This window comes from Streptomyces pseudoechinosporeus, assembly GCF_054783935.1.
On record NZ_BAAGPS010000091.1, the window covers coordinates 54658 to 79946 of the forward strand.

Consider the following 25289-nt stretch of genomic DNA (forward strand, 5'->3'; position numbering starts at 1 on the left):
CCGAGCGGGTGACGGCGCAGAGCCTTCAGTCCGCCAGCGACATCAGTTCCTTTTCCAGGCCGCGTCCCCGGGTCTCGACGAGGGACGCGGCGACATCGGACAGCTTGCGGTTGGTGCCCTGCGAGACTCGGCGCAGCACCGCGAAGGCCGCGTCCGCGTCGCAGGCCAGCACATGCATGACGATGCCGCAGGCCTGGTCGACCACGGGCCGGGTGCGCAACGCGGCGCCCAACTGGTCGAGTTCGGTGAGCGCGGCGCGGTAGGAGCGGTCGCGTACGAGACTGCTCGCGGCCAGGTCGCCGAGGGCCCGGGCGGGACCGTGCGAGGCGTCCTCGAGGGCGTCCGGGCGGAAGCTGTAGAGACTGAGGGTCACTGTCAGTCCGGCGCGTCGGAAGGGCATCGTGACGCAGGAGCGCACGCCCGCGTCGAGTGCCACGGCCCGGTACTGCGGCCAGCGCTCCACGCGCAGCAGGTCGCCCGTCTCGACGGTTTCACCGCCGTCCACGGCGACGGGGATCGGCCCCTCGCCGGAGCGGAGCTGGACCGAGACGAGGCCCGCCAGATCGGGATGGGTCACCGCGGCCGGCCGCTCCGTGCCACCGTTGGAAACAGTGGTGCTCGCGCCGCAGCAGTCGCTGGTGCAGCGCACGGCCTGCTCGGCGAGTTCGGAAAGCCGACGAGCGGGAAGCGCGGACTCCGGGGACTCTGTGCCCAGATGGCCGATGTGCTCGGTGTCCGGCATGCTTTCACCTCCTTACCTTGCGGCGTGCCCACGCACTCTCGGGGAAAACGAAAATGAGAGGTTCCACTCCGGCCGTCCCGCAGTGTCCGGAGACGGGTTACGTTCTTGTGCATGGCGCAGACGGATGAGTTCGGCGAAGAGCTCGAGGATTTCGTGCGCCGTGTCGCGGAGTTGAAGGCGGCGCGGTCCGTACCGAGCGGCGACCTTCAGACAGTGCTCGACGCGGCACTCTTCGAACTGGACCATGTGGCCGACCAGTTGTGGCCGTGGTACGAGCGGCTGGCCTCGGCCGGCCCACCCAATGGTCCCTCCACCGACCGCCAGGAGCAGCAACTGTTGCGGGCGATCTTCCAGCGCCTTCCCCTGCCCGTCGCACTGATGGACCGCGAGACGGTGGTCCGCAGACTCAACCACGCGGCTACCCAGTTCACCGGGATACGGTCGGGCTATGCGACGGGCCGGCCGCTGACCGGTTTCCTCGCGCACGCGGACCGGGCCGCGTTCCGTTCCCAGGTCGCGGCGGTGGCGCGGGGCGAGGGCGACCGCAGTCTCACCGTTCACCTTCAGCAACGCCCTTCCGTTTCCGTGCGCGCGACGCTCACCGCGCTCAGGACGAGCGGTGAGCCGCGCACCTCCGTACTCATGGTGCTCCAGCCCGCGGGGGCGCGTGCGCCGTCTGCCGAGGGCTCCCCCGGTCCGCTGCCGGACCTCGCCGAGACGACGCGGCACGCGGCGCAGCTGGACCTGGTGGACGCCATGACCACGGCGTTACTGGCCGAGCCCGCGAAGACCCGGGCCGCCGTGCTGGAGCAGGCGGCCCGAGTGCTGCACGGGCGGTTCGCGGACTGGGTGGTGGTCGACGAGGGGGCCGCGCGGCTGTGCCGTATGACCGTCCTCGGACCGACGGACCGGCCCGGCGCGCGGCTCGTAGACGTTGCAGATCTCCAGGCGCAGGATCCCGCCGCGTGCCCGCTCGTCGTCGAGGCGGCACGCGGCGGGTCCACGGCACTTCAGGTACGCCCGGAGGACCCGGACGCCTTCGGCCGGGACGCCTCGGGCGCCCCCGTCCTGGTCAGCGCGAACGTCACATCTCTGCTGTGCGTCCCGCTGACCGTGAACGGCACCGTGCAGGGCGTCCTCACGTTGTTCCGCTGCGGGGCCCGGCTGGCGTTTTCGATGGCCGAGGCACAGATACTGGACATGATGTCCCGTCACATAGCCCTGGCCCTGGAGAACTTGGACCGACGCTAGGACCCGCTGGGCGGACTTGCCAAAGTCGGGTGCGGTACCGCGCCCCGTTAGGGGCGCGGGGCTGTGACATATGCGGCTCCGCCGCGATGGGGGTCCCCCCGCTCTGGGGGTCCCCCCGCTCTGGGGGTCCCCCCAGGCCCTTAAGGCACTGGGGGAGAAGCCGAGAGTGGGGGAGCGACCAGCCACAGACGGCCCGCAGCATTCGAACCGCACTTCCAGCGGAGCTACGCCGCATCCTGCATCACCTGGTCCCGCAGCCTGCCGCAGCAGCGGCTGATCAGCCGGGACACGTGCATCTGGGAGATGCCGAGCTGTTCGGCGATACGGCTCTGGGTCATGTCGCCGAAGAACCGCATGTAGAGGATGGCCCGTTCGCGTTCGGGCAGGGCCTGGAGCCGGGGCTTGACCGCCTCGCGGTCGACGACGACGTCCAGGGACGGGTCGGAGGTGCCGAGCGCGTCGCTCAGGGAGTATCCGTCCTCGCTGCCCGGAAGTTCGGCGTCGAGCGAGAGGGCGGTGAAACTCTCCAGCGCCTCAAGTCCGACGCGTACGTCCTCCTCGCTCATCTGCGCGTGCTCGGCGATCTCCTTGACGGTGGGCTGTCGGCCGGAGATCGTCTGGGACAGGTCCTGACTGGCGAAGCGGACGCGGTTGCGCAGGTCCTGGACCCGACGGGGCACGTGCAAGGTCCACATGTGGTCGCGGAAGTGCCGCTTGATCTCACCGGTGACGGTCGGCACGGCGTAGCTCTCGAAGGCGTTGCCGCGCTCGGGGTCGTACCGGTCGACGGCCTTGACGAGGCCGAGCGCCGCGACCTGGCGCAGGTCCTCGAAGCTCTCGCCACGGCTGCGGAATCGTCCCGCGAGCCGCTCGGCCATGGGGAGCCAGGCCTCGACGATCTCCGCACGGAGTGTGTCGCGCTGGTGTCCCGGAGGGAGCTCGGCGAGGGTGCGGAACGCCTCCGTGGTGTCGGGGGCGTCGTCGTGCGGATGGTGCTTCACGCTCGCGTGAGTCTGCATGGTGCGTCGCAACTCCCTTGAGTGGTGCCTTGGGTTGGACAGTCACCGTGGGAGCGCGCCAGAGCCGACAGGCACACCCGTGGCGGGTTCTCGCCGCTCCCACGGACGTGCCTCCTGTCCGAAGCACTGACATTCGCCTGCCCCTCTGTACGGGCGCCAAACACCCGCAGGTTTTCCCGGACGTACCCGGGTGACTCGGGCGGTACAGCCGTCACCCCGGGAGGTTCCGCATGAGCACCAAGGTCGCCGACCACGTCCTGCAGCGCCTGCGCGAATGGGGTGTTGAACATGTGTTCGGTTATCCAGGCGATGGCATCAACGGTCTCCTCGCCGCCTGGGGCCGGGCCGAGGACCACCCCCGGTTCATCCAGTCGCGGCACGAGGAGATGTCCGCGTTCGAAGCGGTCGGCTACGCGAAGTTCGGGGGCCGGCTCGGGGTCTGCACGGCGACCTCGGGACCCGGCGCGATCCATCTGCTCAACGGCCTGTACGACGCCAAGCTCGACCATGTGCCGGTGCTCGCGATCGTCGGCCAGACGCACCGCACCGCGATGGGCGGCTCGTATCAGCAGGAGGTCGACCTGCACACGCTGTTCAAGGACGTCGCCTCCGACTTCGTCGAGACGGTGACGGTGCCCGAGCAGCTGCCGAACGTCCTGGACCGGGCGATCCGCACCGCCTACGCGCGCCGCGCCCCCACCACCGTGATCATCCCCGGAGACGTCCAGGACCTCGACTACTCCGCCCCCACCCACGAGTTCAAGATGGTCCCCTCCAGCCTGGACCGCAGCGCGTGGACCGCGATTCCGTCACAGGAGTCACTGGAGCGGGCGGCCGAAGTCCTCAACTCCGGTGACAAGGCGGCCATTCTGATCGGCCAGGGCGCCGCCGGGGCCCAGCCCGAGGTGGAGCGGATCGCCGAGCTGCTCGGCGCGGGCGTCGCCAAGGCACTGCTCGGCAAAGATGTGCTGAGCGACGAACTCCCCTACGTCACGGGCGCGATCGGCCTCCTCGGCACCCGACCCAGTTACGAGCTGATGCGCGACTGCGACACCCTGCTGACCATCGGCTCCTCCTTCCCGTACACGCAGTACATGCCGGAGTTCGGGAAAGCGCGGGGCGTGCAGATCGACATCGATCCGCACATGGTCGGCATGCGCTTTCCGTACGAGGTGAATCTCGTCGGGGACGCCAAGGCCACCCTGGAGCGGCTGATCCCGCTGCTGGACGCGGACCGCGGGCGCGAGTGGTACGACACGGTGTGCGCGAACGTGACGCGCTGGCGCGAGGTGATGGAGCGCCGGGCCCAGATGTCCGCCGATCCGATCAACCCGGAGTACGTGGCCCGGACGCTGGATCCGCTGCTGCCCGGCAACGCGATCGTCACGTCCGACTCGGGCTCGCCCGCGAACTGGTACGCGCGGCATCTGACGCACCGGCCCGGGATGCGCTCCTCGCTGTCGGGAACCCTCGCCACGATGGGGTGCGGGGTGCCGTACGCGATCGGTGCGAAGTTCGCGCATCCGGACCGGCCCGCGATCGCGCTCGTCGGGGACGGGGCGATGCAGATGAACGGGCTCGCGGAGCTGATCACGGCCGCGAAGTACCGCGACCGCTGGGTGGATCCGCGGCTCGTCGTGGGCGTCTGGAACAACCACGACCTCAACCAGGTGACCTGGGAGATGCGCGCGATGGAGGGCGCCCCGTCCTTCCTGCCCTCACAGGAGATCCCGGACGTGCAGTACGCCGCCTTCGCACGCTCCCTCGGGCTGACCGGTATCCGCGTGGAGAAGCCGGAGGACGTCGAGTCGGGCTGGCGCGCGGGCCTGGAGGCGGACGGTCCCGCGGTGATCGAGTTCCTGACCGACCCCGCCGTACCGCCGGTCCCGCCGCACGCCACCTGGGAGCAGATGGAGGCCACCGCCGCCGCCATCCTGAAGGGCGACTTCGACCGCACGTCCATGGTCCGCCAGGGCTTCAAGGCCAAGATCCAGGAGTTCCTGCCGGGGCACGACCGCCACTGACTGTCGGCCGCACTCCTGTGACGGGACGGCCGCACCCCTGGCGTACGGCTCCACGAGCAGGCCCTCGGCGTTCCCCCCGGCGCCGGGGGCCAATACCGCTCGCCCCGGTCCCGGATCCCCGCTCGGCGATCAGTGGCGCAGCGCGGGCGTTTCGGTCTCGTCGGGGTGCCGGGCCGGCGGGAGGAGCCACTCCTCGTAGCGGCCGAGCGCCAGGACGACGCCGAGCATCAGGACCGGCATGATCACAGCGAATACCGCCATGGCCTTGTCCTTCCCCGGGGGAATTACGACTGGGGGGCGCAAATCGGGTCTCCAGACCACGCACGGACAAACCCTTCGTGTCGATGCCGGGGGCGCGGGTACACGAGGGTCCACCCCGGAGTGTCTGGAGGGAGACATGCAGCGAGGCAGCGACCGGCTCAACGTCCACAAGGACGACGAGATGAAGCATGAACTGCAGGGCCTGCTCCGGTCGGGCCACCCGACCAGGACCGAGGAGTGGCACGACCCGGAGCCGACCGCCGACGACGACCCGTGGGTCGCGGGCGGACCGGTCAGGCCGGGTGTCGGCCGGGGCTCCGAGGAGGCGGTGCGTAACGAACTGGCGCGGCTGCTGGGCCGTACGGCCTTCCCCGCCGGCCCCCGTGAACTGATCCGCCTCCTGCGGGACCGGCACGCGCCCGACGGGCTCGTCGAACCGCTGGAGCGGCTGCCGAGGAAGGCGGTCTACCACACCGCTCAGGAACTGGCCGAAGCGGTCGTACGGGCCGCGAGCGGCGAGCGTGGTGAGAGGTGATCATCCCCGAGAAACCCGAGGAACCCACAGCGGAGGCATGGGACGCCCGCGTAGGGGTACTGCGGGCGACGTCCCGCCGTCGTCGTACCAGTGCCCCACCCCGGTACCGGGAATGCAGGAAAGGGCCACAGCATGGCTGAGTTCGTGAGGGAAGTCATGACGCCAGGCGTCGTCGCGGTCCGTCCGGACGCCTCGCTCGTCGAAGCGGCGCAACTCATGCGCGCCCACGACATCGGCGATGTCCTGGTGTCCGGGGAGCGCAGCGTCCTCGGGGTTCTGACGGACCGTGACATCGCGCTGCGCGCGGTCGCGGACGGCGTCGACCCGCTGACGGTGAGCGCCCAGGCCGTGTGCACGCCCAACCCTGTGGTGATCGGCCCGGAGGACGCGGTCTCGGCCGCGGTGGAGCTGATGCGCGAGCACGCCATACGCCGCCTGCCGGTCGTCGAGGACGGCCACCCGGTCGGCATGGTCAGCCTGGGCGACCTCGCGGTCTCCCAGGACCCCGGCTCGGCTCTGGCGGAGATCAGCCGCGCCGCGCCGGAGGACTCGCCGGGCAGCATCATCCGGTGACCACATGGGAGGAACGGCGGCCCGTGCCGCGAAGGGAAGGGCGGAGCCGCCGAGAGAGGACGTGTCGTAAGAACGTGTCGAGAGAGGACGTGGAGAACTGATGCGTATCGCGTTTCTGATGGCGCCGCAGGGCGTCGAGCAGATCGAACTCACCGACCCCTGGCAGGCCGTGATCGACTCGGGTGACGAACCCGTCCTGGTGTCCACGAAGCCCGGTCAGATCCAGGCGTTCCACCATCTCGACAAGGCCGATGTGTTCCCCGTGCAGGAGGTCGTGTCCGAGACGTCCGCGGGTTCCTTCGACGGCCTGGTGCTGCCGGGCGGCGTGGCCAACCCGGACGCGCTGCGCATGGACGGGCAGGCCGTGTCGTTCGTACGGGACTTCTTCGAGCAGGGCCGTCCGGTCGCCGCGATCTGCCACGCCCCGTGGACGCTCGTCGAGGCGGACGTGGTCCGCGGTCGCACCCTGACCTCGTGGCCGAGTCTGCGTACGGACATCCGCAACGCGGGCGGCACCTGGGTCGACGAGCAGGTCCAGGTCTGTGAGGCCGCGCCGTCGACGCTCGTCACCAGCCGCAAGCCGGACGACCTGAAGGTGTTCTGCGAGGCGTTCCTGGAGGAGTTCGCCAAGCGCCGCTGAGCTGCTGACCTGACGACCTGCCGAACCGGGAAGCCGAGTGCGGGGCGCTGCTCACGCCCCGCCCGGCTGCCGTTCCCGTTCCCGCGCGCCTTCCCGTGTCCGGCCCGGGGCCACCGGGCGGCGCGGGTTCCGGCGCAGATACTCGCCCTCCAGCTGCGCCATCCGCTCGTTGTGGATGCGCAGCGCGTCGTTCGAGCCGTGCAGCAGCGTGTCGTGGCGTGTGCGGTGGATCGTCTCCAGCTCTTTCATCAGCTGCTGGTCGTCCAGAAGCCCCGGGTCGACTCCGCTCATGGTGGTACCCCGATCGTCGTGTTCCTTCGGAGCGTCCGGGTACCCGCCCGGCAAGCAATATCCCGACCGAGCGGCATCCGGGAGGAAGCCATGGATCTCGCCTTTCTGCGTCCACTGTACGAATTCCCGGGACCCTGGGCCTCCGTGTACGTCGGCACCTCCCAGCACACGGAGAGCACCCCTCACGAACGGTCACTGACGGCACAGGCGGCATCCAGGCAGCTCGCGGACCAGGGCGCGGACGAGCCCACCTGCCGGGCCGTGCGATCCGCCCTCGAGGAGCTGCGGCACTCCACGGAACCGCATGGCCGGGCCCTGTTCGCCACCGGTGGCCAGGTCGTCCTAGACCCTGCGCTGACCGCGCCCCCGCCGGGCGGGCTGTCCGTCACCTGGTCGGCGCTCCCGCACACCGCGCCGCTGCTCGATCTGCTCGGTGAGGACCCGGTCTGTGTGGTGGCGTACGTCGACCGGCGGGGCGCCGACTTCGAGCTGCGCTCCGCGCTGGGCAGCCGGGAGGCGGGCTCGGTGACCGGGCGGCAGTGGCCCCTGCACCGTACGAGCACGGTCGACTGGTCGGAGCGGCACTTCCAGCTCAGGGTGGAGAACACCTGGGAGCACAACGCCGCGGAGATCGCCGACGCGCTCGCCGTGTGCCAGGAGGAGACCCGCGCCGACCTGCTGATCCTCGTCGGCGACGACCGCGAGCGGAGGGCCGTGCACGAGCGGCTGCCGCAGCGGCTGCAGGACCGCACGATGGAGGCACCGCACGGACCCGGCAGCAGGCTGCTTGACGAGGACGTGGAGCGGATCCGCGCGGAGCATGTGCGGCGCAGGGCGGCCGAGGACCTGGAACGGTTCATGGCGGCCCGGGCGCCGGACGCGGACGGGAACGTCGGCGCCGTCGAGGGCGTACCGGCGGTGATCGAGGCGGCCCGGGAGCACCGGATCGACGAGTTGCTGATCATCCCGGAGGGGCCCGACACGCACCGTGAGGTGTGGGTCGGCGAGGCCCCCGACCAGCTGGCGGTGCGGCGCACCGACACGAAGACGCTGGGCGAGCCGCGCCCCTGGTCGGCACGGGCGGACGACGCGCTGCTGCGATCCGTGATCGCGTCGGGCGCCCCGGCGCTGTCGCTGACGCCCGCCGTGCCCGAGGCCGGGCCCCAGACGGCTCCGGTGGGCGGCCTGGGCGCGCTGCTCCGCTGGACCGAGCCCCCGCAGACAAGGTCGTAGCAACGGCAGGTACGGCCCTGTCGGCTACCGGGCGCGCTCCACCCGCCGCTCGTCCCACACCGGCTCCGTCGTCTCGCGCACCTTCCCGTCGCTGCCGAACACCAGGTACCGGTCGAAGGAGCGGGCGAACCAGCGGTCGTGCGTGACGGCCAGGACCGTGCCCTGGTATGCCTCCAGCCCTTCCTGCAGAGCCTCGGCCGACTCCAGGTCGAGGTTGTCGGTGGGCTCGTCGAGGAGCAGGGCCGTGGACCCCTCCAGCTCCAGCAGAAGGATCTGGAAGCGGGCCTGCTGGCCGCCGGAGAGCCGGTCGAAGCGCTGCTCGGCCTGGGCGGTCAGCTCGTAGCGCCGCAGCCGGGACATCGCGGCGCCGCGGTCCTGGGCGTGCTCGGTCCACAGGATGTCGAGCAACGTGCGCCCCTCCAGCTCGGGGTGGGCATGGGTCTGCGCGAAGTGGCCGGGCACGACGCGCGCGCCGAGCTTCCACGCCCCCGTGTGCGCCACCTCGCCGCCCGCGAGCAGCCGCAGGAAGTGCGACTTCCCGGAGCCGTTGGAGCCCAGCACGGCGACCCGCTCGCCGTAGAAGACCTCAAGGTCGAAGGGCTGCATCAGCCCGGTGAGCTCAAGTCCCTCGCAGGTGATGGCCCTGACGCCGGTACGGCCGCCGTGCAGGCGCATCGTGATGTCCTGCTCGCGCGGCGGCTCCGGCGGCGGACCCGCCTCCTCGAACTTGCGCAGCCTGGTCTGCGCGGCCTGGTAGCGCGAGGCCAGCTCATGGCTGATCGAGGCCGCCTGACGCAGATTCAGCACCAGCTTCTTCAGCTGGGCGTGCTTCTCGTCCCAGCGCCTGCGCAACTCCTCGAAGCGCGCGAAGCGTTCACGCCGCGCCTCGTGGTACGTGGCGAAGCCGCCACCGTGCACCCAGGCGTCGGCGCCCGCGGGGCCGGGCTCCACGCTCACGATCTTCTCGGCGGCGCGGGCCAGCAGTTCCCGGTCGTGGGACACGAACAGGACGGTCTTGCGCGTCTCCTTCAGCCGCTCCTCCAGCCAGCGCTTGCCGGGCACGTCGAGGTAGTTGTCCGGCTCGTCGAGCAGCAGCACCTCGTCGCTGCCGCGCAGCAGCGCCTCAAGGACGAGCCGCTTCTGCTCACCGCCGGAGAGCGTGCGCACCTCGCGGAACTGCGCCTTGTCGTACGGCACGCCGAGCGCGGCCATCGTGCAGATGTCCCACAGCGTCTCGGCCTCGTAGCCCTGGACCTCCGCCCAGTCGGCGAGCGCCTGCGCGTACTGGAGCTGGGCGGCCTCGTCATCGACGGTCATGATGGCGTGCTCGGCGGCGTCGACGGCCTTTGCCACCTCGCGGATCCGGGGCGGCGCGACAGACACGAGCAGGTCGCGCACGGTGGTCTCGTCGCGTACGGACCCCACGAACTGCCGCATCACGCCGAGCCCGCCGCTGACCGTGACGGTGCCGCCGTGCGGCTTCAGCTCCCCCGAGATCAGCCGCAACAGGGTTGTCTTCCCAGCGCCGTTGGGCCCGACCAGTGCGACCACGGCTCCTTCGCCCACCCGGAAGGACACATCGCCGAGGAGCGCCCTCCCGTCGGGCAGGTAGTACTCGAGGTGTGCCGCTTCCAGATGTCCCATGGTTGGGCATTGTCCGGGCGGCGGGAGCGGGCGGCAAACGGTTATGCGCGGTCGGGCGCCTGCGGGGTACCCGCAGCTCATGACCGCAGATGTAGACCTCACCGTCCCGGAACCCGGCCATGGCCTGCGCGACCGCCTACTGGCCCTGGACTGTCGGCTCTTCGACGCCGTGGCGGCCCGGCACTGGCCGGGCGCCGACCGCGTGCTGCCGAGGCTCAGCCGCAGCGCCAACCACGGGGTGCTGTGGTTCGCCACGGCGACCGCCCTCGCCGCGACGCGCTCGCGGAAGGCCCGTCGTGCCGCCGCCCGGGGTGTCGCCTCGCTGGCCCTGGCCTCGGCGACCATCAACACGCTCGGCAAGCGCACGGTGCGCCGTCCGCGCCCGCTGCTGCACGCGGTACCGCTGATCCGTCAGCTGGAGCGGCAGCCCATCACCACCTCGTTCCCCTCGGGGCACTCGGCGTCGGCGGCGGCCTTCGCGACGGGCGTCGCCCTGGAGTCCCGGCCGCTGGGCGCGGCCGTCGCTCCGGCCGCCGCCGCGGTGGCCCTCTCCCGGGTCTACACGGGCGTCCACTTTCCGAGCGACGTCCTCGCGGGCGCGGCACTCGGCGCGGGCGCCGCCTACGCCGTACGCGGCCTCGTGCCGACCCGCGACCAGCTGCCGCCCCCGGGCCGCCCGCGCGTGGACGCGCCCGCGCTCCCCGAGGGCCAGGGCCTGGTGCTCGTCGCCAACAAAGGCGCGGGCACCCCGGAGCGCGTACGTCTGCTGCGCGACGTACTGCCGCGTGCCGAGGTCGTGGAGTGCGAAGCGGCCGAGCTGCGGGAGGAGTTGGAGAAGGCGGCGGAGCGGGCCGTGGTGCTGGGCGTCGGCGGCGGCGACGGCTCCGTGAACGCGGCGGCCGAGGTGGCCGTGCGCCATGGCCTGCCGCTCGCGGTGCTGCCCGGCGGAACGCTCAACCACTTCGCGTACGACCTGGGCGTGGAGGACGTACGCGATCTGTGCCAGGCCCTCCAGCACGGCGACGCCGTACGCGTGGATGTGGGCTACTTCAAGGCCGGCGACGTCGACGGCTGCTTCCTCAACACCTGCAGCCTGGGCGTCTATCCCGAGCTGGTGCGGGAACGGGACCGCTGGTCGCGGCGGATCGGCGGCTGGCCCGCCGGGGTGCTCGCGGCGCTGCGCGTGCTGCGGGCCGACCGGCATCCGCTGCGGACCGAGATCGGCGGCAGGGAAAGGCCGTTGTGGCTGCTGTTCGCCGGCAACGGCATGTACCACCGCATGGGCCTGGTCCCCGGCCGCCGCTACGACCTCGCGGACGGCCGGCTGGACGTACGGGTCGTGCACGGGGGCCGCAAACCCGCCGTCCGGCTGCTCGCCGCGGCCGTCGCGGGACCGCTGACCCGCTCCCCTGTCCATGCGGCGGTACGGGTCGGCGCCCTCCGCGTGGACGGCGTCGCACCCGGCACGCTCCTGGCGTACGACGGTGAAGTGACCGAGGTTGAGGGCGAGTTGACACTGGAGAAGCTGCCGGAGGCGCTGACCGTGTACCGGCCGCTCGGCCACCGTTGATCGCCCGGTCAGCTCTCCATCTCTTGTCCGTATCGCAAGATGCAGGTCTCATTATTCGGCATAGCGGCGTACGGTGACCTCACGGGTACCGCCACGGAAGGGGACGTCATGTCGAAGGAGACCGCCGTCTACACCCACGGGCACCACGAGTCCGTGCTGCGCTCGCACACCTGGCGCACGGCCGCCAACTCGGCGGCGTACCTCCTCGGTTCACTCAAACCCCACATGACGATCCTGGACATCGGCTGCGGCCCCGGCACCATCACCGCCGACCTGGCGAAGCTGGTCCCTCAGGGCCGGGTCACCGGCGTCGACCAGGAGCCGGGCATCCTGGACCAGGCCCGGGCCACGGCCGCCGAACGGGGCGTGCCGAACGTCGAGTTCGCGGTCGCGGACGTCCACGCGCTGGACCACCCGGAAGACACCTTCGACGTCGTCCACGCACATCAGGTGCTGCAACACGTGGGAGATCCGGTGCGTGCGTTGCGCGAGATGTACCGGGTCACCAAGCCCGGCGGCATCGTCGCCGCGCGCGACGGGGACTACTCGGGGATGGTCTGGTATCCACAGTCGCCCGGCATGGACGACTGGCTGGACCTGTATCTACGGGTGGCCCGCGCCAACGGCGGTGAGCCGGACGCCGGTCGGCGCCTCAAGTCCTGGGCGCTGCAAGCCGGTTTCACCGACATCACCGCCTCCTCCAGCACCTGGTGCTTCGCCACCGCCGAGGAGCGCGCCTGGTGGAGCGGCCTGTGGGCGGACCGCACCCTCGCCTCGGCGTACGCGGAGCGCGCCACGGAGGGCGGCCATGCGACGGAGGATCAACTGCGAGCAGTGTCTGCGGCGTGGCGGGAATGGGGGCGGCAGGAGGACTCGTGGTTCTCCTGCCTGCACGGAGAAATTCTCTGCCGAAAGCCTGTCTGAAAAGCCAGCATGAAAATCCGGTCTGAGCCGGTCTGATTCCTCCAGTTCGGGAAACCCGGACACCAGGAGGAGGTTGCAGATATGGTTCCCATCCTGCTGGTACTGCTGCTGGCGCTGATCCTCTTCGGTGCCGGATTCGCGGTGAAACTGCTCTGGTGGATTGCCCTGGCGGTTCTTGTCGTGTGGCTGCTCGGATTCCTGATGCGCAGCACCACCACGACCGGCACCAGGTCCCGTTGGTATCGCTGGTAGCTATTCCTTCGGGAGCAGTGGTCCGAGCGGCCCGAGGTCCAGATTGAGGTCCTCGGGCCGCAGTCCGTAGCGATCGCGGAGTTCGGCCATCCGGTCCTCGAGGAGCATCAGCGTCAGCCCGATCCGCTCCTCCTGGTCCTCCGTCAGCTCCCCGGTGTCGAAACGCCGGATCGCCTGCCGCTCCATCAGCTGCCGCAGCAGCTCGACGACGGTCAGCACAAGCTTGACCAGATCCCGTTCCACGGTGTCCGGCTCGAGGTCCAGACGGTTCCTCCGGTTTGTCACGTCAGCTCCTGCCAGGGCGAGGGGACCTGTTCGTTCACCGAGCTGATGAGTGCGTTCAGGTCGATGCGTACGAGATCGACGTCCGCGATCCGCAGAGTCAGGTCACCCGTGATGACGACCCCGCCCGCGAGCAGCCGGTCGAGCAGGTCGACGAGGGCGATCTCCCGGCGTTCGACGACGGTCATACGTCCTCCTGTCCCGCCGGGCCGCTGAAGGAGTACGCGGCCCAGGGGCCGGTGAGTTCCACCCGAAGGCCCGGCTCCTCGCCTTTCGTACGGTCCACCAGTTCCACGAATTCCTCGGATTCCGCACGCGGTACGAGATAGGCGGCGTTGAGCACATTGCGGCCTGAGGCGCGGGACAGCGCCGGGTTCTGCGGCGCGTGGATGCGGGCGTCCTCCGCGAACCGAGAAAGGGTGTCGTGCAGCCGGTGCGCGAATTCCTCGACCCGCTCCCATTTCTCTTCGTGAGCTCTGCGCTGCTGTCGCCGCTGTCGCAGATAGTCGCGCCCCGAGCCGCCTTTCACGCTTTTCGCGCCAGTATCCTCGGAAACTTCTGTGGATCCAGAGGACCCCGGGGAATCCGAGGACTCCGGGGACTCCGAGAATTCCGCGTAGACCTTGACGCCCCATTCCACCCGCCCCTCGATCCGGTCGAGTGTCCGGCGGAAGGTCTCCTCCTGCGCCTCCATCATCGTGCGTACGCCGCTGTCGTCCCGGAAGACGGTGGCGAGCCGCAGCGGCAGCGGCGAGGTGACCACGGTGAGCGCGTCGATCACGCTCTGGTGGGCCCGCGCGGTCGCGCTGAGCCAGTCCAGGTCCTCCAGGTGGGCCTTCAGCGGCTCCTCGGAGAAGTCCTCCTCCGGTACGGCACTGACGATGGCGACCAGTCCGTGATGGGTCAGCTGCTTGGGCGGCACGCCCGCGATGCCCGTCAGCTGGGAGGGAAGGGTGGAGCCGAAGGGGCGGCAGACGGCATAGACATAACGCAGACCGCTCATGGGGCCTCCTCCTCCGTACGGGTGCGCCCGCGCTCCTCCGTACGGGTGCGCCCGCGCCCGACTTCCCGGCGCCCGACGACTTCCCCGCGCTCCAGTTCAGCGACGTGAGCACGCAACTCGGCGTTCTCACGGGCCAGTTCGTCGCGGCGCGCACGCGTGGACAGCGCCGGGTCGTCCTCCCACCAGTCGATCCCCATCTCCTTCGCCTTGTCGACGGAGGCGACAATGAGCCGCAGCTTGATCGTAAGCAGTTCGATGTCGAGCAGATTGATCCGGATATCGCCCGCGATCACGATGCCCTTGTCGAGCACGCGCTCAAGGATGTCGGCGAGATTAGCGCTGGTGTCGCGCCCGTACGGTTCGGGGAGCCGGCCGGGAGTGGTCATCGGCGGCTCCCGCCCTGGGCGGTCTCGTACTCGTCTTCCTCCTCGTACTCGCCCTCAGGTTCCTCTTGTTCCTCCTCGCCCTCAAGCACCTCTTCGTCCTCGTATTCGTCCTCAGGCTCCTCTTCCGCTTCCTCTTCCTCTTCGCCGTTCGGGCCCTCCTCCTCGTAGGCGCCCTCTTCCTCCTCTGTTTCCTCGCTCTCCTCGGCGAGCGCGTCCTCGTGGCTGCGGACCACCTCGCCGTCGCGGATCTCCCCGCGCCAGCTGTCCTCTGCCTCACCCTTGATCGCGATGAAGCGGGCGAAGTTCTTGAGGTCGAGGCGGGCCCTGCGGCCCTGGGCGCGCCAGATGTTGCCGGTCTTCTCGAAGAGCCCCTGGGGGTAGTACTCGATGACCAGCAGGATGCGAGTGAGGTTTTCGGCGAGGGAGTGGAAGGAGACGACGCCCTTCGTCGTGCCCTTGCTGCCCTCCGACGTCCAGGAGATCCGGTCGTCCGCCACCTGTTCCGTGGTGTTGGCCTTCCAACTGCGGTTGGACCAGAAGACCTTGAGCTGCCAGTCGGAGGTGGTGTCGTCGACGCGGTTCGCACCCTTGACGCCCTTTGCGAAGGTGCTGAAGTCCTGGTACTGGGTCCACTGGTCGTACGCCGTGCGCAGTGGCACGCCGACGTCAATGAACTCCATGATGACCGTGGGCTTCTTGCCGGCGCGGCCCTTGCGTTTGCCGCCGGCCATGCCCTTGAAGGCGCCGAGCACTTTGTCCTTGGCCCGGCCCGCGCCGAGCTCCAGGGCGGACCTCAGCGGCCCCTTGCCCTCGGCGAGTTTGCGGGCGCCGTTCAGGGCGAGGCGCGCGAAGCCGGGGCTGTTGCCCTCGGCGATGTCGTTGAGCTTGCCGGTCGTCTCGCCGAGTTTGCGGCCGAAGCCGATCAGCAGGTGCTGGGCCTGGGCCGCGAGGTATTCCTGGAGCTCCGCCTTGAGCCGGTCGGCGGCTTCGCTCTGCGCGACGCCTCCCAGACCGCCGAGGCCGCCGCCCTTCGTCTCCTTCGCCTGTTCCGTCGCCGTGCCGAGGCCGTTCTTGGCCCGGCCCGTCGCCGTGCCGAGGCCGTTCTTGGCCCGGCCCGTCGCCGTCCCGAGGGTGTCCGTCATCGTCCCTGCCTCCCCTCGGCAGCTCGGCCGCGTGCGGCCGTCTTCTTCGCGGGCGCTTTCTTGGCGGACTTCGCCGCCGTCTCCTTGGCGGGGGCCTTCTTCGCCGGCCCCTTCGAAGCGGACTTCTTGCCCGGTGCCTTCTTCGCCGCCCTCTTGGCGGCGCCCTGCTGCGGCTCCTCGGCCTCGGCCTCCTCGCGCTCCTCCGCCTCCGGCTCTTCGGACTCACCCTCAGCCTCAGCAGCCTCGTCCGGTTCTTCGGATTCCTCTTCTTCGAACTCCTCGCGTTCGTCCTCGGGCTCCTCTTCGTCCCGGAGACCCGGCACGTCCGGTGTCACATCCGCGAGCTGCCCGCGGACCTGCTCGGTCCGGCCGTGCAGCCGGTCCGCCAGTGCGTCGATCCGCCGCTCGACCAGCGCACCGGACGCTGCCTTGCCGACTCCACTCAGGTCCTCGCGCAGCTGGTCGCCGATCTCCTTGACCTGCGGGTTGTTCTGCAGCTGCTGATTCACCAGATCCGCGAGCGCCCGCGGGCTCAGATGCATCCGCTTGCCGGCCACCAGGGTGCCGACGGCGAACGCCATCTTCATCTTCTTCGTACGTCCGAGGACGTATCCGGCCCCTACCGCGAGGCCCAGTCCCACTCGGTTCATGGTCACGTCCACTCGCTTGTTCCCGCGTTGCCGCGCATGGCGATCTCCAGCCGGTCGAGAAGCTCGTCCTCGAGTCGGTCGAACTCCTCCTCATCGATCTCGCCCGACTCGAGCCGCTCCTCGAGCTGGGCGAGTTCGGTCCGGACGGTGGCCGGGTCGTAGTAGATCCGCTCGGCCTCGTTCAGCACCTGTCTGACAACCCATGCGCTGCCGCGCACCGGGGCGAACGGCAGCAGCAGCACCTCACCGATCAGTCCCATGAGTTCACTCCTGGATTCGCTCCTTGGTCCGTTCCTGGGTTGGCTCCGCTCCGGTGTCCGCGGCGATCGTGGCGTCCGCCGGCTCGGAGGGGCCCGGGTCGACGAAGCTGTACGGCGGCAGCGGTCCGTTGACCCGCACATCGAGGTGCGGATGGCTCTTGCGGACCTGCTCGACGGCGGTGAGGAACATCTCCGCCGAGTCGCGGGCCACCAGGAACGACAGGTTGGCCAGCCATCCGGTGGACTCGGGGCCCGCGCTCACGGCGTCGGCGACCGGCTCCAGGGCGTGCTGGAGTTCGGCGGCGTCCTCCGCCTCACGGGACTTCACCGCGGCCACCACCATCTCGCCGAGCCGCAGCTTCTGCTGGTAACTGCCGCCGCCCGCCTGCCGGTTGGCCTCGGTGAGCGCACGGACCTCCGGGTTCTCGGACATCACGCGGTGCAGTACGGCCTCTTCCTCGTGGCTGGCCTTGACGTTGTACTCGACCTTGCCGGCCAGCGCGTCGAGGCGTTCCTTGTAGTGGTCCGCGCGTTCGGCCAGCACCCCGGCGACGGTGGCATCGTCGGTCGCGATGCTGCCGAACCGCATGGGCAGTACTGGGCCACCCGCGCCGACCTCGGCCAGCACGTTCTGGTGGGCCAGCAGGTCCTGGCGCTTGGGCCGCAGTCCCTCGGGGGCGTCACTGACGACCGCGGCGAGACCGCTCTCCTGGATGACGCGCACGGGGCACGCCGGGGCGCCGACGCCGTCCATGCCCTCGGGAAGCGAAGGATGCGAGCCGGCGGTGATGCCGTAGACGTACGTGCTCACTCCTGCTCCTCCTTCTTGCGCGCGGCCGTGGCCTTGCGGGCGCGCGGCCCGGACTCGGCCTGGCGTTCACCCTGGCGCTCCCTCTGACCCTCCTCACGGGCCTGCTTGAAGGCGTCGGAGATCGTCTCGGCGGCGCCGGACAGCGCGCCCTTGGACTTGCCGCGCGCGCCGGACTCGGTGATCTCGCCGACCAGGTCGGGCAGGCCGGGGCTCTTGTGCGGGCCTGCCTCCAGGTCGAGCCGGTTGCATGCCTCCGCGAAGCGCAGATAAGTGTCGACGCTGGCGACGACGACACGGACGTCGATCTTCAGGATCTCGATACCGACAAGGGACACCCGGACGAAGGCGTCGATGACGAGCCCTCGGTCCAGGACAAGCTCCAGCACGTCGTAGAGACCGCTGGTGCCGCCTCCGCCGCCGGTCTGCTGGGCTGGGACGACGGTCATGCCGACCGTTCCTCCTTGTAAGTTGCGGGTATATGCGCGGGTGGGCGGCCTACCGGCCGCCGGGCCTGTGTGGCTCGGCCCGCCCGCGTTCGTAACGGCGAACGCGCCGGTAGCCGGTGAGCTCGCCATGAGGGTCGAGGGTCACCTCGTAGCTCGCGAGCAGGCTCATCGTGTCGGGGACCCTGGCGAGTTCCAGAACCTCGATCTCCAGCGCCCAGCCGTCCTCGGTGCGTTCGAAGGACGACACGGACTCGGCTGCCATGCCGGTGAGTTCCGCGAGCTGGGCGCGCGCGTGGCGCAACACCTCCATGGGGCTCGGCATCTCGTCCGCCGGACCGTTCTGCCGGTCTTTCCGGGTTTCTGCGGAACCTCGTGAACTTGATTTATTGGATGTGTCAGCCATGGCCCCACCTCGCCTTTCGAGTGGCCCCTACGCCATGCGCCAAACCCCTTATCGCAGGGTGTCGAGCTTGCGCCGCGCGGGCCCCAGTGCCCGTCCGCGGCGCGGCAGAGCGGACCAGGGGTCGGTACGGGCCTGGTCGACGGCGTCCTCGATGGTCCAGCGGCCGGGGCCGAGGTCCGGATCGTCCAGCTGGTCCCAGCTGATGGGTGTGGCCACCGGGGCGCCGGGCCTGGCGCGCACGGTGAAGGGGACGACGGCGGTCTGTGCGTACGCGTTGCGCTGTACGTCGACGTAGAGCCGGTCTCCGCGGTCCTTCTTGCGGGCGGCCGTGGTGAGGTCGTCGGGGTGCGCGTCGGCGAGTGTGTCGGCGACGGCCTTGGCGAACTCGCGTGCTTCGTCGAAGTCGTGGTGTCCGTTGAGCGGCACGACGACATGCAGGCCGCGTGAGCCGGTGGTCATCAGTGCGGACGGCAGCTCGATCCGGTCGAGGAGTTCGCCGAGCTGCCGAGCCGCCCGGCGTACGGAGCCGAAGTCGTCGCCGACCGGGTCGAGGTCGAAGACCAGCAGGTCGGGCCGGTCGATCCCGTCGACCCGGGCCAGCCAGCGGTGCAGGGTCAGACAGGCCTGGTCGGCGAGGTAGAGCAGGGTCGCGGTGTCGTCGCACACGGGGTGGCAGACGGTGCCGCCCTCCTTGGGCACCTCGATGCGGTTGATCCAGTCCGGATCGTGTTTCTGGAGGTTCTTCTGCATGAACCGGGGTCCGTCGAGACCGTCCGGGTGCCGCTCCAGCATCAGTGGCCGCCCTCGCAGATGCGGCAGCATGAAGGGCGCGACCTCCCGGTAGTAGGCGACGAGGTCCTCCTTGGTGTACTCCCTGGCCCGCCCCTCACCGGGGAACAGCACCTTGTCGGGCCGGTGCACCTCCACGGTGCGCCGGCCGGCCCGTACGGTCTGTGTGCCGCCCATGGTCATTCCCTCCGTACGCGGATAGCGGTCCGTACGCGTGTATCGGTGGCTCTCATCGCACGACCGCGTGCTCGACCAGCAGCTTTGCCGCGGCCGCGATCGACTCGGCGTCGATGCCCGCGGCGTGCAGCTGCTCGGCGGGCGAGGCCGAGCCGGGCATGGTGCGCACGGCGAGGCGGACCAGGCGGGGCATCGGGCGGCCGTCGAGGAAGGCGTCGAGGATCGCGTCACCGAGGCCGCCCTCCTCGCGGTGGTCCTCGACGGTGATCAGGCAGCCGGTGTGCTCGGCGGCCTCGCGCAGGGTGAGCCGGTCGACGGGCTTGATGGAGTACAGGTCGATGACCTGGACGGGGATGCCGTCCTCCGCGAGCCGGTCCGCGGCGGTCAGGGCCTCGTGCACGGTCACTCCGGCGGCGACGAGGGTCAGCCGGTCCTGGGCGGAGACGCGCAGCACCTTGCTGCCGCCGATCGGGAACTCCTCGCCCGGTCCGTAGACGACGGGCGAGGCGCCGCGCGAGGTCCGCAGATAGCGGATGCCCTCGCAGCCCGCCATCGCGGCGACGAGATGGGCCGTCTGGTTGGCGTCGCACGGGTACAGCACGGTCGAGTCGTGCAGCGCGCGGAACATCGCCAGGTCCTCCAGGCCCATCTGCGAGGGCCCGTCCTGGCCGATGGCGACGCCCGCGTGCGAGCCGATCAGGTTGATGCCGCTGCCGCTGACCGACGCCATGCGGATGAAGTCGTGGGCGCGGGTGAGGAACGCGGCGAAGGTCGAGGCGTACGGCACCCAGCCGCGGGTCGCCAGTCCCACGGCGGCGGCGACGAGCTGCTGCTCGGCGATGTAGCACTCGAAGAACCGGTCGGGGTGGTCCTTCGCGAAGTACTCGGAGCGCGTCGAGTCGCTCACCTCGCCGTCGAGAGCGACGATGTCGCCGCGTGCCGTGCCGAGCGCGGCGAGCGCCTGGCCGAAGGCGTCGCGGGTGGCCACCTGGTCGCCGAGCTCGTAGCGCGGCAGGTCGAGGTGTCCGGTCCGTACGGCGTGCAACATCCGGGCGGCGGGCGGGGGTTGGACCTCGACGCGGACGTCGTGCACACCGCCGAGTTCCGCGATCGCCTCGGCGGGGTCCTTGAGCGGCTTGCCGTGCAGCCCCTCACGGTCCTGGGCGGCCTCGACGCCCTTCCCCTTGAGGGTGCGGGCGAGGATCACGGTCGGCTGCCCGACGGTGGAGATGGCCTCGCCGTACGCGCGGTCGACGGCGTCCACGTCGTGTCCGTCGACCTCGACCGTGTGCCAGCCGAAGGCCTGGAAGCGGCGGGCGTACGCATCGAGGTCGTGGCCGTGCCGGGTGGGGCCGCGCTGGCCGAGCCGGTTGACGTCGACGATGGCGGTGAGGTTGTCGAGGTGCTCGTACGCGGCGTGCTCGGCCGCCTCCCATATGGAGCCCTCGGCCAGCTCGCTGTCGCCGCACAGCACCCAGACCCGGTAGCCGACCCGGTCGAGCCGCTTCCCGGACAGCGCGATCCCGACCCCGACGGGCAGCCCCTGCCCAAGTGCCCCGGTGGCCGTCTCCACCCACGGCAGCCGCCGCGGCGTCGGATGCCCCTCGAGCCGGCTCCCGAGCCGCCGGAAGGTCATCAACTCGGTCTCGTTGATGGCCCCGGCCGCCTTGTAAGCGGCGTACAGCAGAGGCGAGGCATGCCCCTTGGAGAGGATGAACCGGTCGTTACCTGGATGGGCGGGCCGCTCGAAGTCATACCGCAGATGCCGGGCAAGCAGCACGGCCATCAGATCGGCGGCGGACATCGAGGAAGTCGGATGCCCGGACCCGGCCGAAGCCGCCGCCCGCACACTGTCCACTCGCAACTGCTGCCCAAGCTCAACAAGTTGACGGCTCTTCATGACGCTCCTTCCGGGGGGTTGTCGGGGCGGGGGCCTGCCGGCCGGGCGGGACGGGGCTTGTCGGAACCGGATGCCTCCGGCTCGGCGGGGGCGGGCTTGTCGGAGCCGGATGCCCCCGGCCGACCCGAGCCGGGTCCGCCGGGACCGGACGCCATAGGCCTGTACGCGACGGACTCACCCGTACCAGAAGCCGCAGACCTGCCGGAGGCAGGCTCGTCGGCACCGGGCGTCGCGGATCCGCCAGAGCCCGGACCGCCAGGGCCCGGTTCCGTCGCGTCAGCGGAACCAGCCCGGTCGTCACCAGGCGCCCCCGGCCTCCCGGGGTCCAGCACCGCCGACTTCCTCGGCCCCGTCGCCCCCGGCCTGCCCGGATCCGGGACCGCGTGGGTGTCGGCCCCCTGCGTCGCGGCGGGCGCCCCGCGCGTGACCGGAGCGGGGCGGTTCTGTGGTGGGCCCGCCACCCGGGCCAGTTCGGGAGAAGCCGTGTCCAGGGGGACCGACCAAGAGCGGACCAGGCCCAATTGGACAGCCTGGCGCGGGAGTACGGCGTCCAGGAACCAGTCGGCGGCGACCCGGATCCGGTTGCCGGGCATCGCGGCCAGGTGGTAGCCGCGGGTGACGGCCCCCGCGAGCGGACCGGACAGCGGAACGCCGAGCGGATTGGCGGCGGCCTTCACGCCGCCGAGGTCGACGGTGAAGCCCATGTCGCGGTGGCGGTATTCGCGGCGCTCGCCGAAGCCGAGTGAGGCGGCGACGTTGCGGCCCGCGACCTTGCCGTGCCGCCAGGCGTGCTGGGCGGTCATCGGCGTGTACTGGCCGGGCTTCTCCAGATCCGGCACGGCGGCAGCGTCGCCGCACGCGAACACCTCGGGATGGCCCGGCACTTGGAGATACGGGTCGACAAGCAGCCGGCCGCGCTCCAGCGGCCGCCCGAGCCCCTCGACGAGCGGATCGGGCCGTACCCCGACACACCACACAAGGGTGCGGGTGTCGATGAACTCCCCGTCGCTGAGCCGCACTCCGGTCGACGTCGCCTCCTCCACCGAGGTCCCCGTGCGGACCTCGACGCCACGCCCCCGCAGCACACGGTCCGCCGTACGCGAGAGGCGTTCGTCGAGCTCGGGCAGCACACGCGGAGCGATGTCCAGCAGCAGCCAGCGCGGCCGTATGCCCTGCCTGAGCGGCTGCTTGCGTACCAGCGCGTCGGTGAACAGCTGCCCCTGGGCGGCGACTTCGGTCCCCGTATAGCCGGCGCCGACCACCACGAAGGTGCACCGCGACGCACAGCTCTTGGGATCGTCGGAGGCCGCCGCGAGTTCCACCTGCCGTATCACGTGATCGCGCAGATACAACGCCTCCGGCAGCCCCCTGAACCCGTGCGCGTGCTCGGCGACACCGGGCACGGGCAGCAGCTTGTTGACGCTGCCGACGGCCAGCACCAGCCGGTCGTACGCGAGCCTGCCGCCGTCCCCCTCGGGATCCGTGTAGTGCACGGAGTGCCCTTCGAGGTCGATCCCGTCCGCCTCCCCGAGCACCAGCCGTACGCGCGGCAGGGTGCCGGCGAGCGAGACGGTGACCCGGCGCGGTTCGAGCACCCCGGCGGCGACCTGGGGCAGCAGGGGCAGATACAGAAAGTAGTCCGTCGGGTTCAGCAGAGTGATCTCGGCCCTGCCCCGCGCGATCCGGGACAGGGTGCGTGCCGTCTGGTACCCGGCGAAGCCGGCACCGACGATCACGACGCGGGGTCGGCTCATGTTCGCCTCCGGCGGATCGCTCATAGGGGTCGCTCGTACGGGCTTTCCGCGTCCCCCCGGCCCGGGCACCCAAACGTCCGCCTGCCCTGGGCAGCGGCGTTTCGCGCCGGACCCCCGGGATACCCGGACCAGGACCCCGACCCGCCCCGTCGCGGAGGTGCCCCCATGGTCGAGTACGGCTGTTTCCTGTCCACCGAGGAGTTCGGTCCCGCCGATCTGGTCGAGCAGGCGCGGATGGCCGAGCAGGCCGGTTTCCAGTCGCTGTGGATCTCGGACCACTACCACCCGTGGAACGACGCGCAGGGCCAGAGCCCCTTCGTGTGGTCCGTGATCGGCGCCCTGTCCGAGGCGGTGTCGCTCCCGATCGGCACGGCGGTCACCTGCCCGACGGTGCGGATGCACCCGGCGGTGGTGGCGCAGGCCGCGGCGACCAGCGCGGTGATGACGAACGGCCGCTTCCGGCTCGGCGTCGGCAGCGGAGAGGCCCTGAACGAGCACATCTTCGGGGACGCCTGGCCGCCCGCGCATGTCCGCCTGGAGATGCTGGAGGAGTCGATCCAGGTGATGCGCCAGCTCTTCACCGGCAAGGAGATCAACCACGCCGGACCCCACTACACGGTCCAGAACGCCCGCCTCTACACCGTCCCCGAGGAGCCCGTCCCGATCGACATCTCGGGCTTCGGACCGCAGGCGACCGCACTCGCGGCCCGCGTCGGCGACGGCTACATCACGATGATGCCGGAGGAGTCGATGGTGGAGCAGTTCCGCAAGGGCGGCGGTGGCGGCAAACCGGTCAGCGGCGGCACGAAAGTCTGTTACGGCCAGGACCGCGACGAGTGCGTACGCACGGTCCACCGGCTCCGGGCCAACCAGCTGCTGCCCGGCGAGATGGGCCAGGTCCTGCCCTCGCCCCGCCATTTCGAGCAGCTTCAGCCGCTGATCACCGAGGACATGGTGAGCCAGAACGTGGTGTGCGGGGACGACGTGGACGACCATGTCGGCGCCCTCAACGCGTTCGCGGAGGCCGGTTTCGACCGGATCTACGTCAACCAGATCGGCCCCGACCAGCGCGGCTTCTTCGACTTCTACCGCACGAAGGTGCTGCCGCAGCTCCAGCAGGGGGTGCGCTGATGACCCATGGGTTCTCGGTCCGGACGGTTTCTCCTCTCCCGGCCGTCCGGACCGGGTCGGCTGTCCGGACCGTGCGAGGTGGCCGGTGAAGGTCCAGGTGGAGCTCCAGCCGCCCGTCGTGTCCACGTACACCGTGCCGACCGACGCGCCCGAGGCGGACGGCACGCTCGCCTGGGACACCACGACGATGGTGATCGTCGAGGTGACCGCGGGCGACGCGACCGGCACCGGCTGGACCTACGGCCCGGCCGCCGTCGGGGACCTGCTGCGCGAACAGCTCGCGCCGGTCGTCACGGGACTCGACGCGTTCGACATCCCGGCCGCCCACGAAACGCTGTGCCGCACGGTGCGCAACGCGGGCCGGCCCGGCGTCGCGGCCTGCGCGATCTCAGCGCTCGACATCGCCCTGTGGGACCTCAAGGCCCGCCTCCTCGAACTCCCCCTCACCCGCCTGATCGGCGCCGCCCACGAGGCCGTGCCCGTGTACGGCAGCGGGGGCTTCACGACGTACCACGACACGCATCTGGCGGCCCAGCTGAACGGCTGGGTGCACGGTCAGCACATCCCACGCGTCAAGATCAAGATCGGTGAGAGCTGGGGGCGGGCGGTCGCCCGGGATCTGCACCGGGTACGCGCCGCGCGCCAGGTCATCGGCCCGGGGACCGAGTTGTACGTCGACGCGAACGGCGCCTACACGCGCAAGCAGGCGATACGTGTCGGGGGCACGCTCGCCGAGTACGGCGTGGGCTGGTTCGAGGAACCGGTGTCCTCGGACGACCTGACGGGTCTGCGGCTCGTCCGGGACGCGCTGCTGTGCGACGTCACGGCGGGCGAGTACGGCTACGACCTGCCGTACTTCGCCCGCATGATCGCGGCCGGCGCCGTCGACTGCCTCCAGGTCGACGCCACCCGGTGCGGCGGCCTCACGGAGTTCCTCCGGGCCGCCGCGCTCGCCCAGTCCCACGGCCTGGAGATCTCCGCGCACTGTGCCCCGCACGCGCACGCCGCGGTCGCCGCCGCCATCCCCAACCTCCGCCACATCGAGTGGTTCCACGACCACGTCCGCATCGAGTCGATGTTCTTCGACGGCGCGCTGGATCCCACGGGCGGCGAGGTCCGCCCGGACGGGGGCGTCGGCCATGGGCTGACGCTGCGGACGGAGGAGGTGGAGGAGTTCCGGGTCGCTTGACTCGCAG

The 25289-nt window shown here is 70.7% G+C and carries 29 protein-coding genes; 11 read left to right on the top strand and 18 right to left on the bottom strand.

What is annotated here, in order from left to right:
* Positions 1 to 25 precede the first annotated feature (25 nt).
* Entirely contained in the window at positions 26 to 742 is a 717-nt protein-coding gene (locus ACYVO6_RS47090; protein WP_461072780.1) for an ANTAR domain-containing response regulator, read from the bottom strand.
* Positions 743 to 853: 111 nt separating this feature from the next.
* On the opposite strand from ACYVO6_RS47090, the gene ACYVO6_RS47095 reads away from it, so the two are divergent.
* Entirely contained in the window at positions 854 to 1993 is a 1140-nt protein-coding gene (locus ACYVO6_RS47095) for a GAF domain-containing protein (protein WP_461072782.1), read from the top strand.
* 224 nt (positions 1994 to 2217) lie between these two features.
* Here ACYVO6_RS47095 and ACYVO6_RS47100 read toward each other — a convergent pair whose 3' ends face one another.
* A complete protein-coding gene (locus ACYVO6_RS47100; RefSeq protein WP_461072784.1) occupies positions 2218 to 3012 on the bottom strand; it encodes an RNA polymerase sigma factor SigF in 795 nt (264 codons plus the stop codon).
* A 230-nt stretch (positions 3013 to 3242) separates the two neighbouring features.
* On the opposite strand from ACYVO6_RS47100, the gene ACYVO6_RS47105 reads away from it, so the two are divergent.
* Positions 3243 to 5036: a thiamine pyrophosphate-requiring protein gene (locus ACYVO6_RS47105; RefSeq protein ID WP_461072786.1), complete on the top strand. Its 1794-nt coding sequence runs from the start codon at positions 3243 to 3245 to the stop codon at positions 5034 to 5036.
* Positions 5037 to 5165: 129 nt separating this feature from the next.
* Here ACYVO6_RS47105 and ACYVO6_RS47110 read toward each other — a convergent pair whose 3' ends face one another.
* A complete protein-coding gene (locus ACYVO6_RS47110; protein WP_461072788.1) occupies positions 5166 to 5297 on the bottom strand; it encodes a hypothetical protein in 132 nt (43 codons plus the stop codon).
* A 136-nt stretch (positions 5298 to 5433) separates the two neighbouring features.
* On the opposite strand from ACYVO6_RS47110, the gene ACYVO6_RS47115 reads away from it, so the two are divergent.
* The 3 genes from ACYVO6_RS47115 to ACYVO6_RS47125 all read left to right on the top strand — a co-directional run bounded on the left by ACYVO6_RS47115 (position 5434) and on the right by ACYVO6_RS47125 (position 7045).
* Entirely contained in the window at positions 5434 to 5832 is a 399-nt protein-coding gene (locus ACYVO6_RS47115) for a DUF2795 domain-containing protein (RefSeq protein ID WP_189323243.1), read from the top strand.
* A gap of 132 nt (positions 5833 to 5964) precedes the next feature.
* Positions 5965 to 6405 carry a CBS domain-containing protein gene (locus tag ACYVO6_RS47120; protein WP_461072790.1) on the top strand — a complete coding sequence of 147 codons (441 nt, stop codon included), beginning with the start codon at positions 5965 to 5967 and terminating at the stop codon, positions 6403 to 6405.
* 100 nt (positions 6406 to 6505) lie between these two features.
* Positions 6506 to 7045, top strand: a complete 540-nt coding sequence (locus ACYVO6_RS47125) for a type 1 glutamine amidotransferase domain-containing protein (RefSeq protein WP_461072792.1) — start codon at positions 6506 to 6508, stop codon at positions 7043 to 7045.
* 51 nt (positions 7046 to 7096) lie between these two features.
* Here the strand turns inward: ACYVO6_RS47125 and ACYVO6_RS47130 are convergent, their stop codons facing one another.
* Positions 7097 to 7336: a DUF6158 family protein gene (locus tag ACYVO6_RS47130; RefSeq protein ID WP_461072794.1), complete on the bottom strand. Its 240-nt coding sequence runs from the start codon at positions 7334 to 7336 to the stop codon at positions 7097 to 7099.
* A 90-nt stretch (positions 7337 to 7426) separates the two neighbouring features.
* Here ACYVO6_RS47130 and ACYVO6_RS47135 point away from each other — a divergent pair, with 90 nt between their 5' ends.
* Positions 7427 to 8569, top strand: coding sequence for a baeRF2 domain-containing protein (locus tag ACYVO6_RS47135; RefSeq protein WP_461072796.1), 1143 nt, complete (start codon positions 7427 to 7429; stop codon positions 8567 to 8569).
* Between the two features lie 24 nt (positions 8570 to 8593).
* On the opposite strand, the gene ACYVO6_RS47140 is transcribed toward ACYVO6_RS47135, so the two are convergent.
* Complete coding sequence (locus tag ACYVO6_RS47140; RefSeq protein WP_461072798.1) at positions 8594 to 10213, bottom strand: ABC-F family ATP-binding cassette domain-containing protein; 1620 nt, start codon at positions 10211 to 10213, stop codon at positions 8594 to 8596.
* A 79-nt stretch (positions 10214 to 10292) separates the two neighbouring features.
* On the opposite strand from ACYVO6_RS47140, the gene ACYVO6_RS47145 reads away from it, so the two are divergent.
* The 3 genes from ACYVO6_RS47145 to ACYVO6_RS47155 all read left to right on the top strand — a co-directional run bounded on the left by ACYVO6_RS47145 (position 10293) and on the right by ACYVO6_RS47155 (position 12959).
* Positions 10293 to 11783, top strand: a complete 1491-nt coding sequence (locus ACYVO6_RS47145) for a phosphatase PAP2 family protein (protein WP_461072800.1) — start codon at positions 10293 to 10295, stop codon at positions 11781 to 11783.
* A 108-nt stretch (positions 11784 to 11891) separates the two neighbouring features.
* Positions 11892 to 12707, top strand: coding sequence for a class I SAM-dependent methyltransferase (locus tag ACYVO6_RS47150; protein WP_461072802.1), 816 nt, complete (start codon positions 11892 to 11894; stop codon positions 12705 to 12707).
* Between the two features lie 81 nt (positions 12708 to 12788).
* The gene (locus ACYVO6_RS47155) at positions 12789 to 12959 is read left to right on the top strand and encodes a hydrophobic protein (protein WP_165343173.1); all 171 of its coding nucleotides are present in this window, start codon (positions 12789 to 12791) and stop codon (positions 12957 to 12959) included.
* Here the strand turns inward: ACYVO6_RS47155 and ACYVO6_RS47160 are convergent, their stop codons facing one another.
* From ACYVO6_RS47160 to ACYVO6_RS47220, 13 genes are read right to left on the bottom strand one after another with little or no spacing between them, the layout of a single operon-like run.
* Entirely contained in the window at positions 12960 to 13244 is a 285-nt protein-coding gene (locus ACYVO6_RS47160; RefSeq protein WP_461072804.1) for a gas vesicle protein K, read from the bottom strand.
* Entirely contained in the window at positions 13241 to 13429 is a 189-nt protein-coding gene (locus ACYVO6_RS47165) for a gas vesicle protein (protein ID WP_461072806.1), read from the bottom strand. Before ACYVO6_RS47165 ends, ACYVO6_RS47160 begins: the two co-directional genes overlap by 4 nt.
* Positions 13426 to 14244 carry a GvpL/GvpF family gas vesicle protein gene (locus ACYVO6_RS47170; RefSeq protein WP_461072808.1) on the bottom strand — a complete coding sequence of 273 codons (819 nt, stop codon included), beginning with the start codon at positions 14242 to 14244 and terminating at the stop codon, positions 13426 to 13428. Before ACYVO6_RS47170 ends, ACYVO6_RS47165 begins: the two co-directional genes overlap by 4 nt.
* Positions 14241 to 14630, bottom strand: coding sequence for a gas vesicle protein (locus ACYVO6_RS47175; RefSeq protein ID WP_461072810.1), 390 nt, complete (start codon positions 14628 to 14630; stop codon positions 14241 to 14243). Before ACYVO6_RS47175 ends, ACYVO6_RS47170 begins: the two co-directional genes overlap by 4 nt.
* Positions 14627 to 15772, bottom strand: coding sequence for an SRPBCC family protein (locus ACYVO6_RS47180; RefSeq protein WP_461072812.1), 1146 nt, complete (start codon positions 15770 to 15772; stop codon positions 14627 to 14629). The genes ACYVO6_RS47175 and ACYVO6_RS47180 overlap by 4 nt, the downstream gene beginning before the upstream one ends.
* On the bottom strand, positions 15769 to 16422 hold the full coding sequence (locus tag ACYVO6_RS47185) for a DNA primase (protein ID WP_461072814.1): 654 nt from the start codon (positions 16420 to 16422) through the stop codon (positions 15769 to 15771). Before ACYVO6_RS47185 ends, ACYVO6_RS47180 begins: the two co-directional genes overlap by 4 nt.
* A gap of 2 nt (positions 16423 to 16424) precedes the next feature.
* Positions 16425 to 16682 (bottom strand): gas vesicle protein GvpG, encoded by a 258-nt coding sequence (locus ACYVO6_RS47190; RefSeq protein WP_461072816.1) that lies wholly within the window; start codon positions 16680 to 16682, stop codon positions 16425 to 16427.
* A gap of 4 nt (positions 16683 to 16686) precedes the next feature.
* On the bottom strand, positions 16687 to 17493 hold the full coding sequence (locus tag ACYVO6_RS47195) for a GvpL/GvpF family gas vesicle protein (RefSeq protein WP_461072818.1): 807 nt from the start codon (positions 17491 to 17493) through the stop codon (positions 16687 to 16689).
* Positions 17490 to 17939, bottom strand: coding sequence for a gas vesicle structural protein GvpA (locus ACYVO6_RS47200; RefSeq protein ID WP_461072820.1), 450 nt, complete (start codon positions 17937 to 17939; stop codon positions 17490 to 17492). The genes ACYVO6_RS47195 and ACYVO6_RS47200 overlap by 4 nt, the downstream gene beginning before the upstream one ends.
* A 49-nt stretch (positions 17940 to 17988) precedes the next feature.
* On the bottom strand, positions 17989 to 18342 hold the full coding sequence (locus ACYVO6_RS47205; protein WP_461072822.1) for a gas vesicle protein GvpO: 354 nt from the start codon (positions 18340 to 18342) through the stop codon (positions 17989 to 17991).
* 48 nt (positions 18343 to 18390) lie between these two features.
* Entirely contained in the window at positions 18391 to 19314 is a 924-nt protein-coding gene (ligD, locus tag ACYVO6_RS47210; protein WP_461072824.1) for a non-homologous end-joining DNA ligase, read from the bottom strand.
* A gap of 46 nt (positions 19315 to 19360) precedes the next feature.
* Complete coding sequence (locus ACYVO6_RS47215) at positions 19361 to 21208, bottom strand: transketolase (RefSeq protein WP_461072826.1); 1848 nt, start codon at positions 21206 to 21208, stop codon at positions 19361 to 19363.
* Positions 21205 to 22962 (bottom strand): NAD(P)/FAD-dependent oxidoreductase, encoded by a 1758-nt coding sequence (locus ACYVO6_RS47220; protein WP_461072828.1) that lies wholly within the window; start codon positions 22960 to 22962, stop codon positions 21205 to 21207. The genes ACYVO6_RS47215 and ACYVO6_RS47220 overlap by 4 nt, the downstream gene beginning before the upstream one ends.
* Positions 22963 to 23127: 165 nt before the next feature.
* Between ACYVO6_RS47220 and ACYVO6_RS47225 the strand changes: the two genes are divergently transcribed.
* On the top strand, positions 23128 to 24093 hold the full coding sequence (locus tag ACYVO6_RS47225; protein WP_461072830.1) for a TIGR03557 family F420-dependent LLM class oxidoreductase: 966 nt from the start codon (positions 23128 to 23130) through the stop codon (positions 24091 to 24093).
* 97 nt (positions 24094 to 24190) lie between these two features.
* Positions 24191 to 25282 carry an enolase C-terminal domain-like protein gene (locus tag ACYVO6_RS47230; protein ID WP_461073127.1) on the top strand — a complete coding sequence of 364 codons (1092 nt, stop codon included), beginning with the start codon at positions 24191 to 24193 and terminating at the stop codon, positions 25280 to 25282.
* Positions 25283 to 25289: the final 7 nt, after the last annotated feature.

Excerpts from the sequence above, each read along its gene's own strand:
- ACYVO6_RS47090 (WP_461072780.1), bottom strand. The coding sequence starts at position 742 with ATGCCGGACACCGAGCACATCGGCCATCTGGGCACAGAGTCCCCGGAG.
- ACYVO6_RS47095 (WP_461072782.1), top strand. The coding sequence starts at position 854 with ATGGCGCAGACGGATGAGTTCGGCGAAGAGCTCGAGGATTTCGTGCGC.
- ACYVO6_RS47100 (WP_461072784.1), bottom strand. The coding sequence starts at position 3,012 with ATGCAGACTCACGCGAGCGTGAAGCACCATCCGCACGACGACGCCCCC.
- ACYVO6_RS47105 (WP_461072786.1), top strand. The coding sequence starts at position 3,243 with ATGAGCACCAAGGTCGCCGACCACGTCCTGCAGCGCCTGCGCGAATGG.
- ACYVO6_RS47110 (WP_461072788.1), bottom strand. The coding sequence starts at position 5,297 with ATGGCGGTATTCGCTGTGATCATGCCGGTCCTGATGCTCGGCGTCGTC.
- ACYVO6_RS47115 (WP_189323243.1), top strand. The coding sequence starts at position 5,434 with ATGCAGCGAGGCAGCGACCGGCTCAACGTCCACAAGGACGACGAGATG.
- ACYVO6_RS47120 (WP_461072790.1), top strand. The coding sequence starts at position 5,965 with ATGGCTGAGTTCGTGAGGGAAGTCATGACGCCAGGCGTCGTCGCGGTC.
- ACYVO6_RS47125 (WP_461072792.1), top strand. The coding sequence starts at position 6,506 with ATGCGTATCGCGTTTCTGATGGCGCCGCAGGGCGTCGAGCAGATCGAA.
- ACYVO6_RS47130 (WP_461072794.1), bottom strand. The coding sequence starts at position 7,336 with ATGAGCGGAGTCGACCCGGGGCTTCTGGACGACCAGCAGCTGATGAAA.
- ACYVO6_RS47135 (WP_461072796.1), top strand. The coding sequence starts at position 7,427 with ATGGATCTCGCCTTTCTGCGTCCACTGTACGAATTCCCGGGACCCTGG.
- ACYVO6_RS47140 (WP_461072798.1), bottom strand. The coding sequence starts at position 10,213 with ATGGGACATCTGGAAGCGGCACACCTCGAGTACTACCTGCCCGACGGG.
- ACYVO6_RS47145 (WP_461072800.1), top strand. The coding sequence starts at position 10,293 with ATGACCGCAGATGTAGACCTCACCGTCCCGGAACCCGGCCATGGCCTG.
- ACYVO6_RS47150 (WP_461072802.1), top strand. The coding sequence starts at position 11,892 with ATGTCGAAGGAGACCGCCGTCTACACCCACGGGCACCACGAGTCCGTG.
- ACYVO6_RS47155 (WP_165343173.1), top strand. The coding sequence starts at position 12,789 with ATGGTTCCCATCCTGCTGGTACTGCTGCTGGCGCTGATCCTCTTCGGT.
- ACYVO6_RS47165 (WP_461072806.1), bottom strand. The coding sequence starts at position 13,429 with ATGACCGTCGTCGAACGCCGGGAGATCGCCCTCGTCGACCTGCTCGAC.
- ACYVO6_RS47170 (WP_461072808.1), bottom strand. The coding sequence starts at position 14,244 with ATGAGCGGTCTGCGTTATGTCTATGCCGTCTGCCGCCCCTTCGGCTCC.
- ACYVO6_RS47175 (WP_461072810.1), bottom strand. The coding sequence starts at position 14,630 with ATGACCACTCCCGGCCGGCTCCCCGAACCGTACGGGCGCGACACCAGC.
- ACYVO6_RS47180 (WP_461072812.1), bottom strand. The coding sequence starts at position 15,772 with ATGACGGACACCCTCGGGACGGCGACGGGCCGGGCCAAGAACGGCCTC.
- ACYVO6_RS47185 (WP_461072814.1), bottom strand. The coding sequence starts at position 16,422 with ATGAACCGAGTGGGACTGGGCCTCGCGGTAGGGGCCGGATACGTCCTC.
- ACYVO6_RS47190 (WP_461072816.1), bottom strand. The coding sequence starts at position 16,682 with ATGGGACTGATCGGTGAGGTGCTGCTGCTGCCGTTCGCCCCGGTGCGC.
- ACYVO6_RS47200 (WP_461072820.1), bottom strand. The coding sequence starts at position 17,939 with ATGACCGTCGTCCCAGCCCAGCAGACCGGCGGCGGAGGCGGCACCAGC.
- ACYVO6_RS47205 (WP_461072822.1), bottom strand. The coding sequence starts at position 18,342 with ATGGCTGACACATCCAATAAATCAAGTTCACGAGGTTCCGCAGAAACC.
- ligD (WP_461072824.1), bottom strand. The coding sequence starts at position 19,314 with ATGACCATGGGCGGCACACAGACCGTACGGGCCGGCCGGCGCACCGTG.
- ACYVO6_RS47215 (WP_461072826.1), bottom strand. The coding sequence starts at position 21,208 with ATGAAGAGCCGTCAACTTGTTGAGCTTGGGCAGCAGTTGCGAGTGGAC.
- ACYVO6_RS47220 (WP_461072828.1), bottom strand. The coding sequence starts at position 22,962 with ATGAGCCGACCCCGCGTCGTGATCGTCGGTGCCGGCTTCGCCGGGTAC.
- ACYVO6_RS47225 (WP_461072830.1), top strand. The coding sequence starts at position 23,128 with ATGGTCGAGTACGGCTGTTTCCTGTCCACCGAGGAGTTCGGTCCCGCC.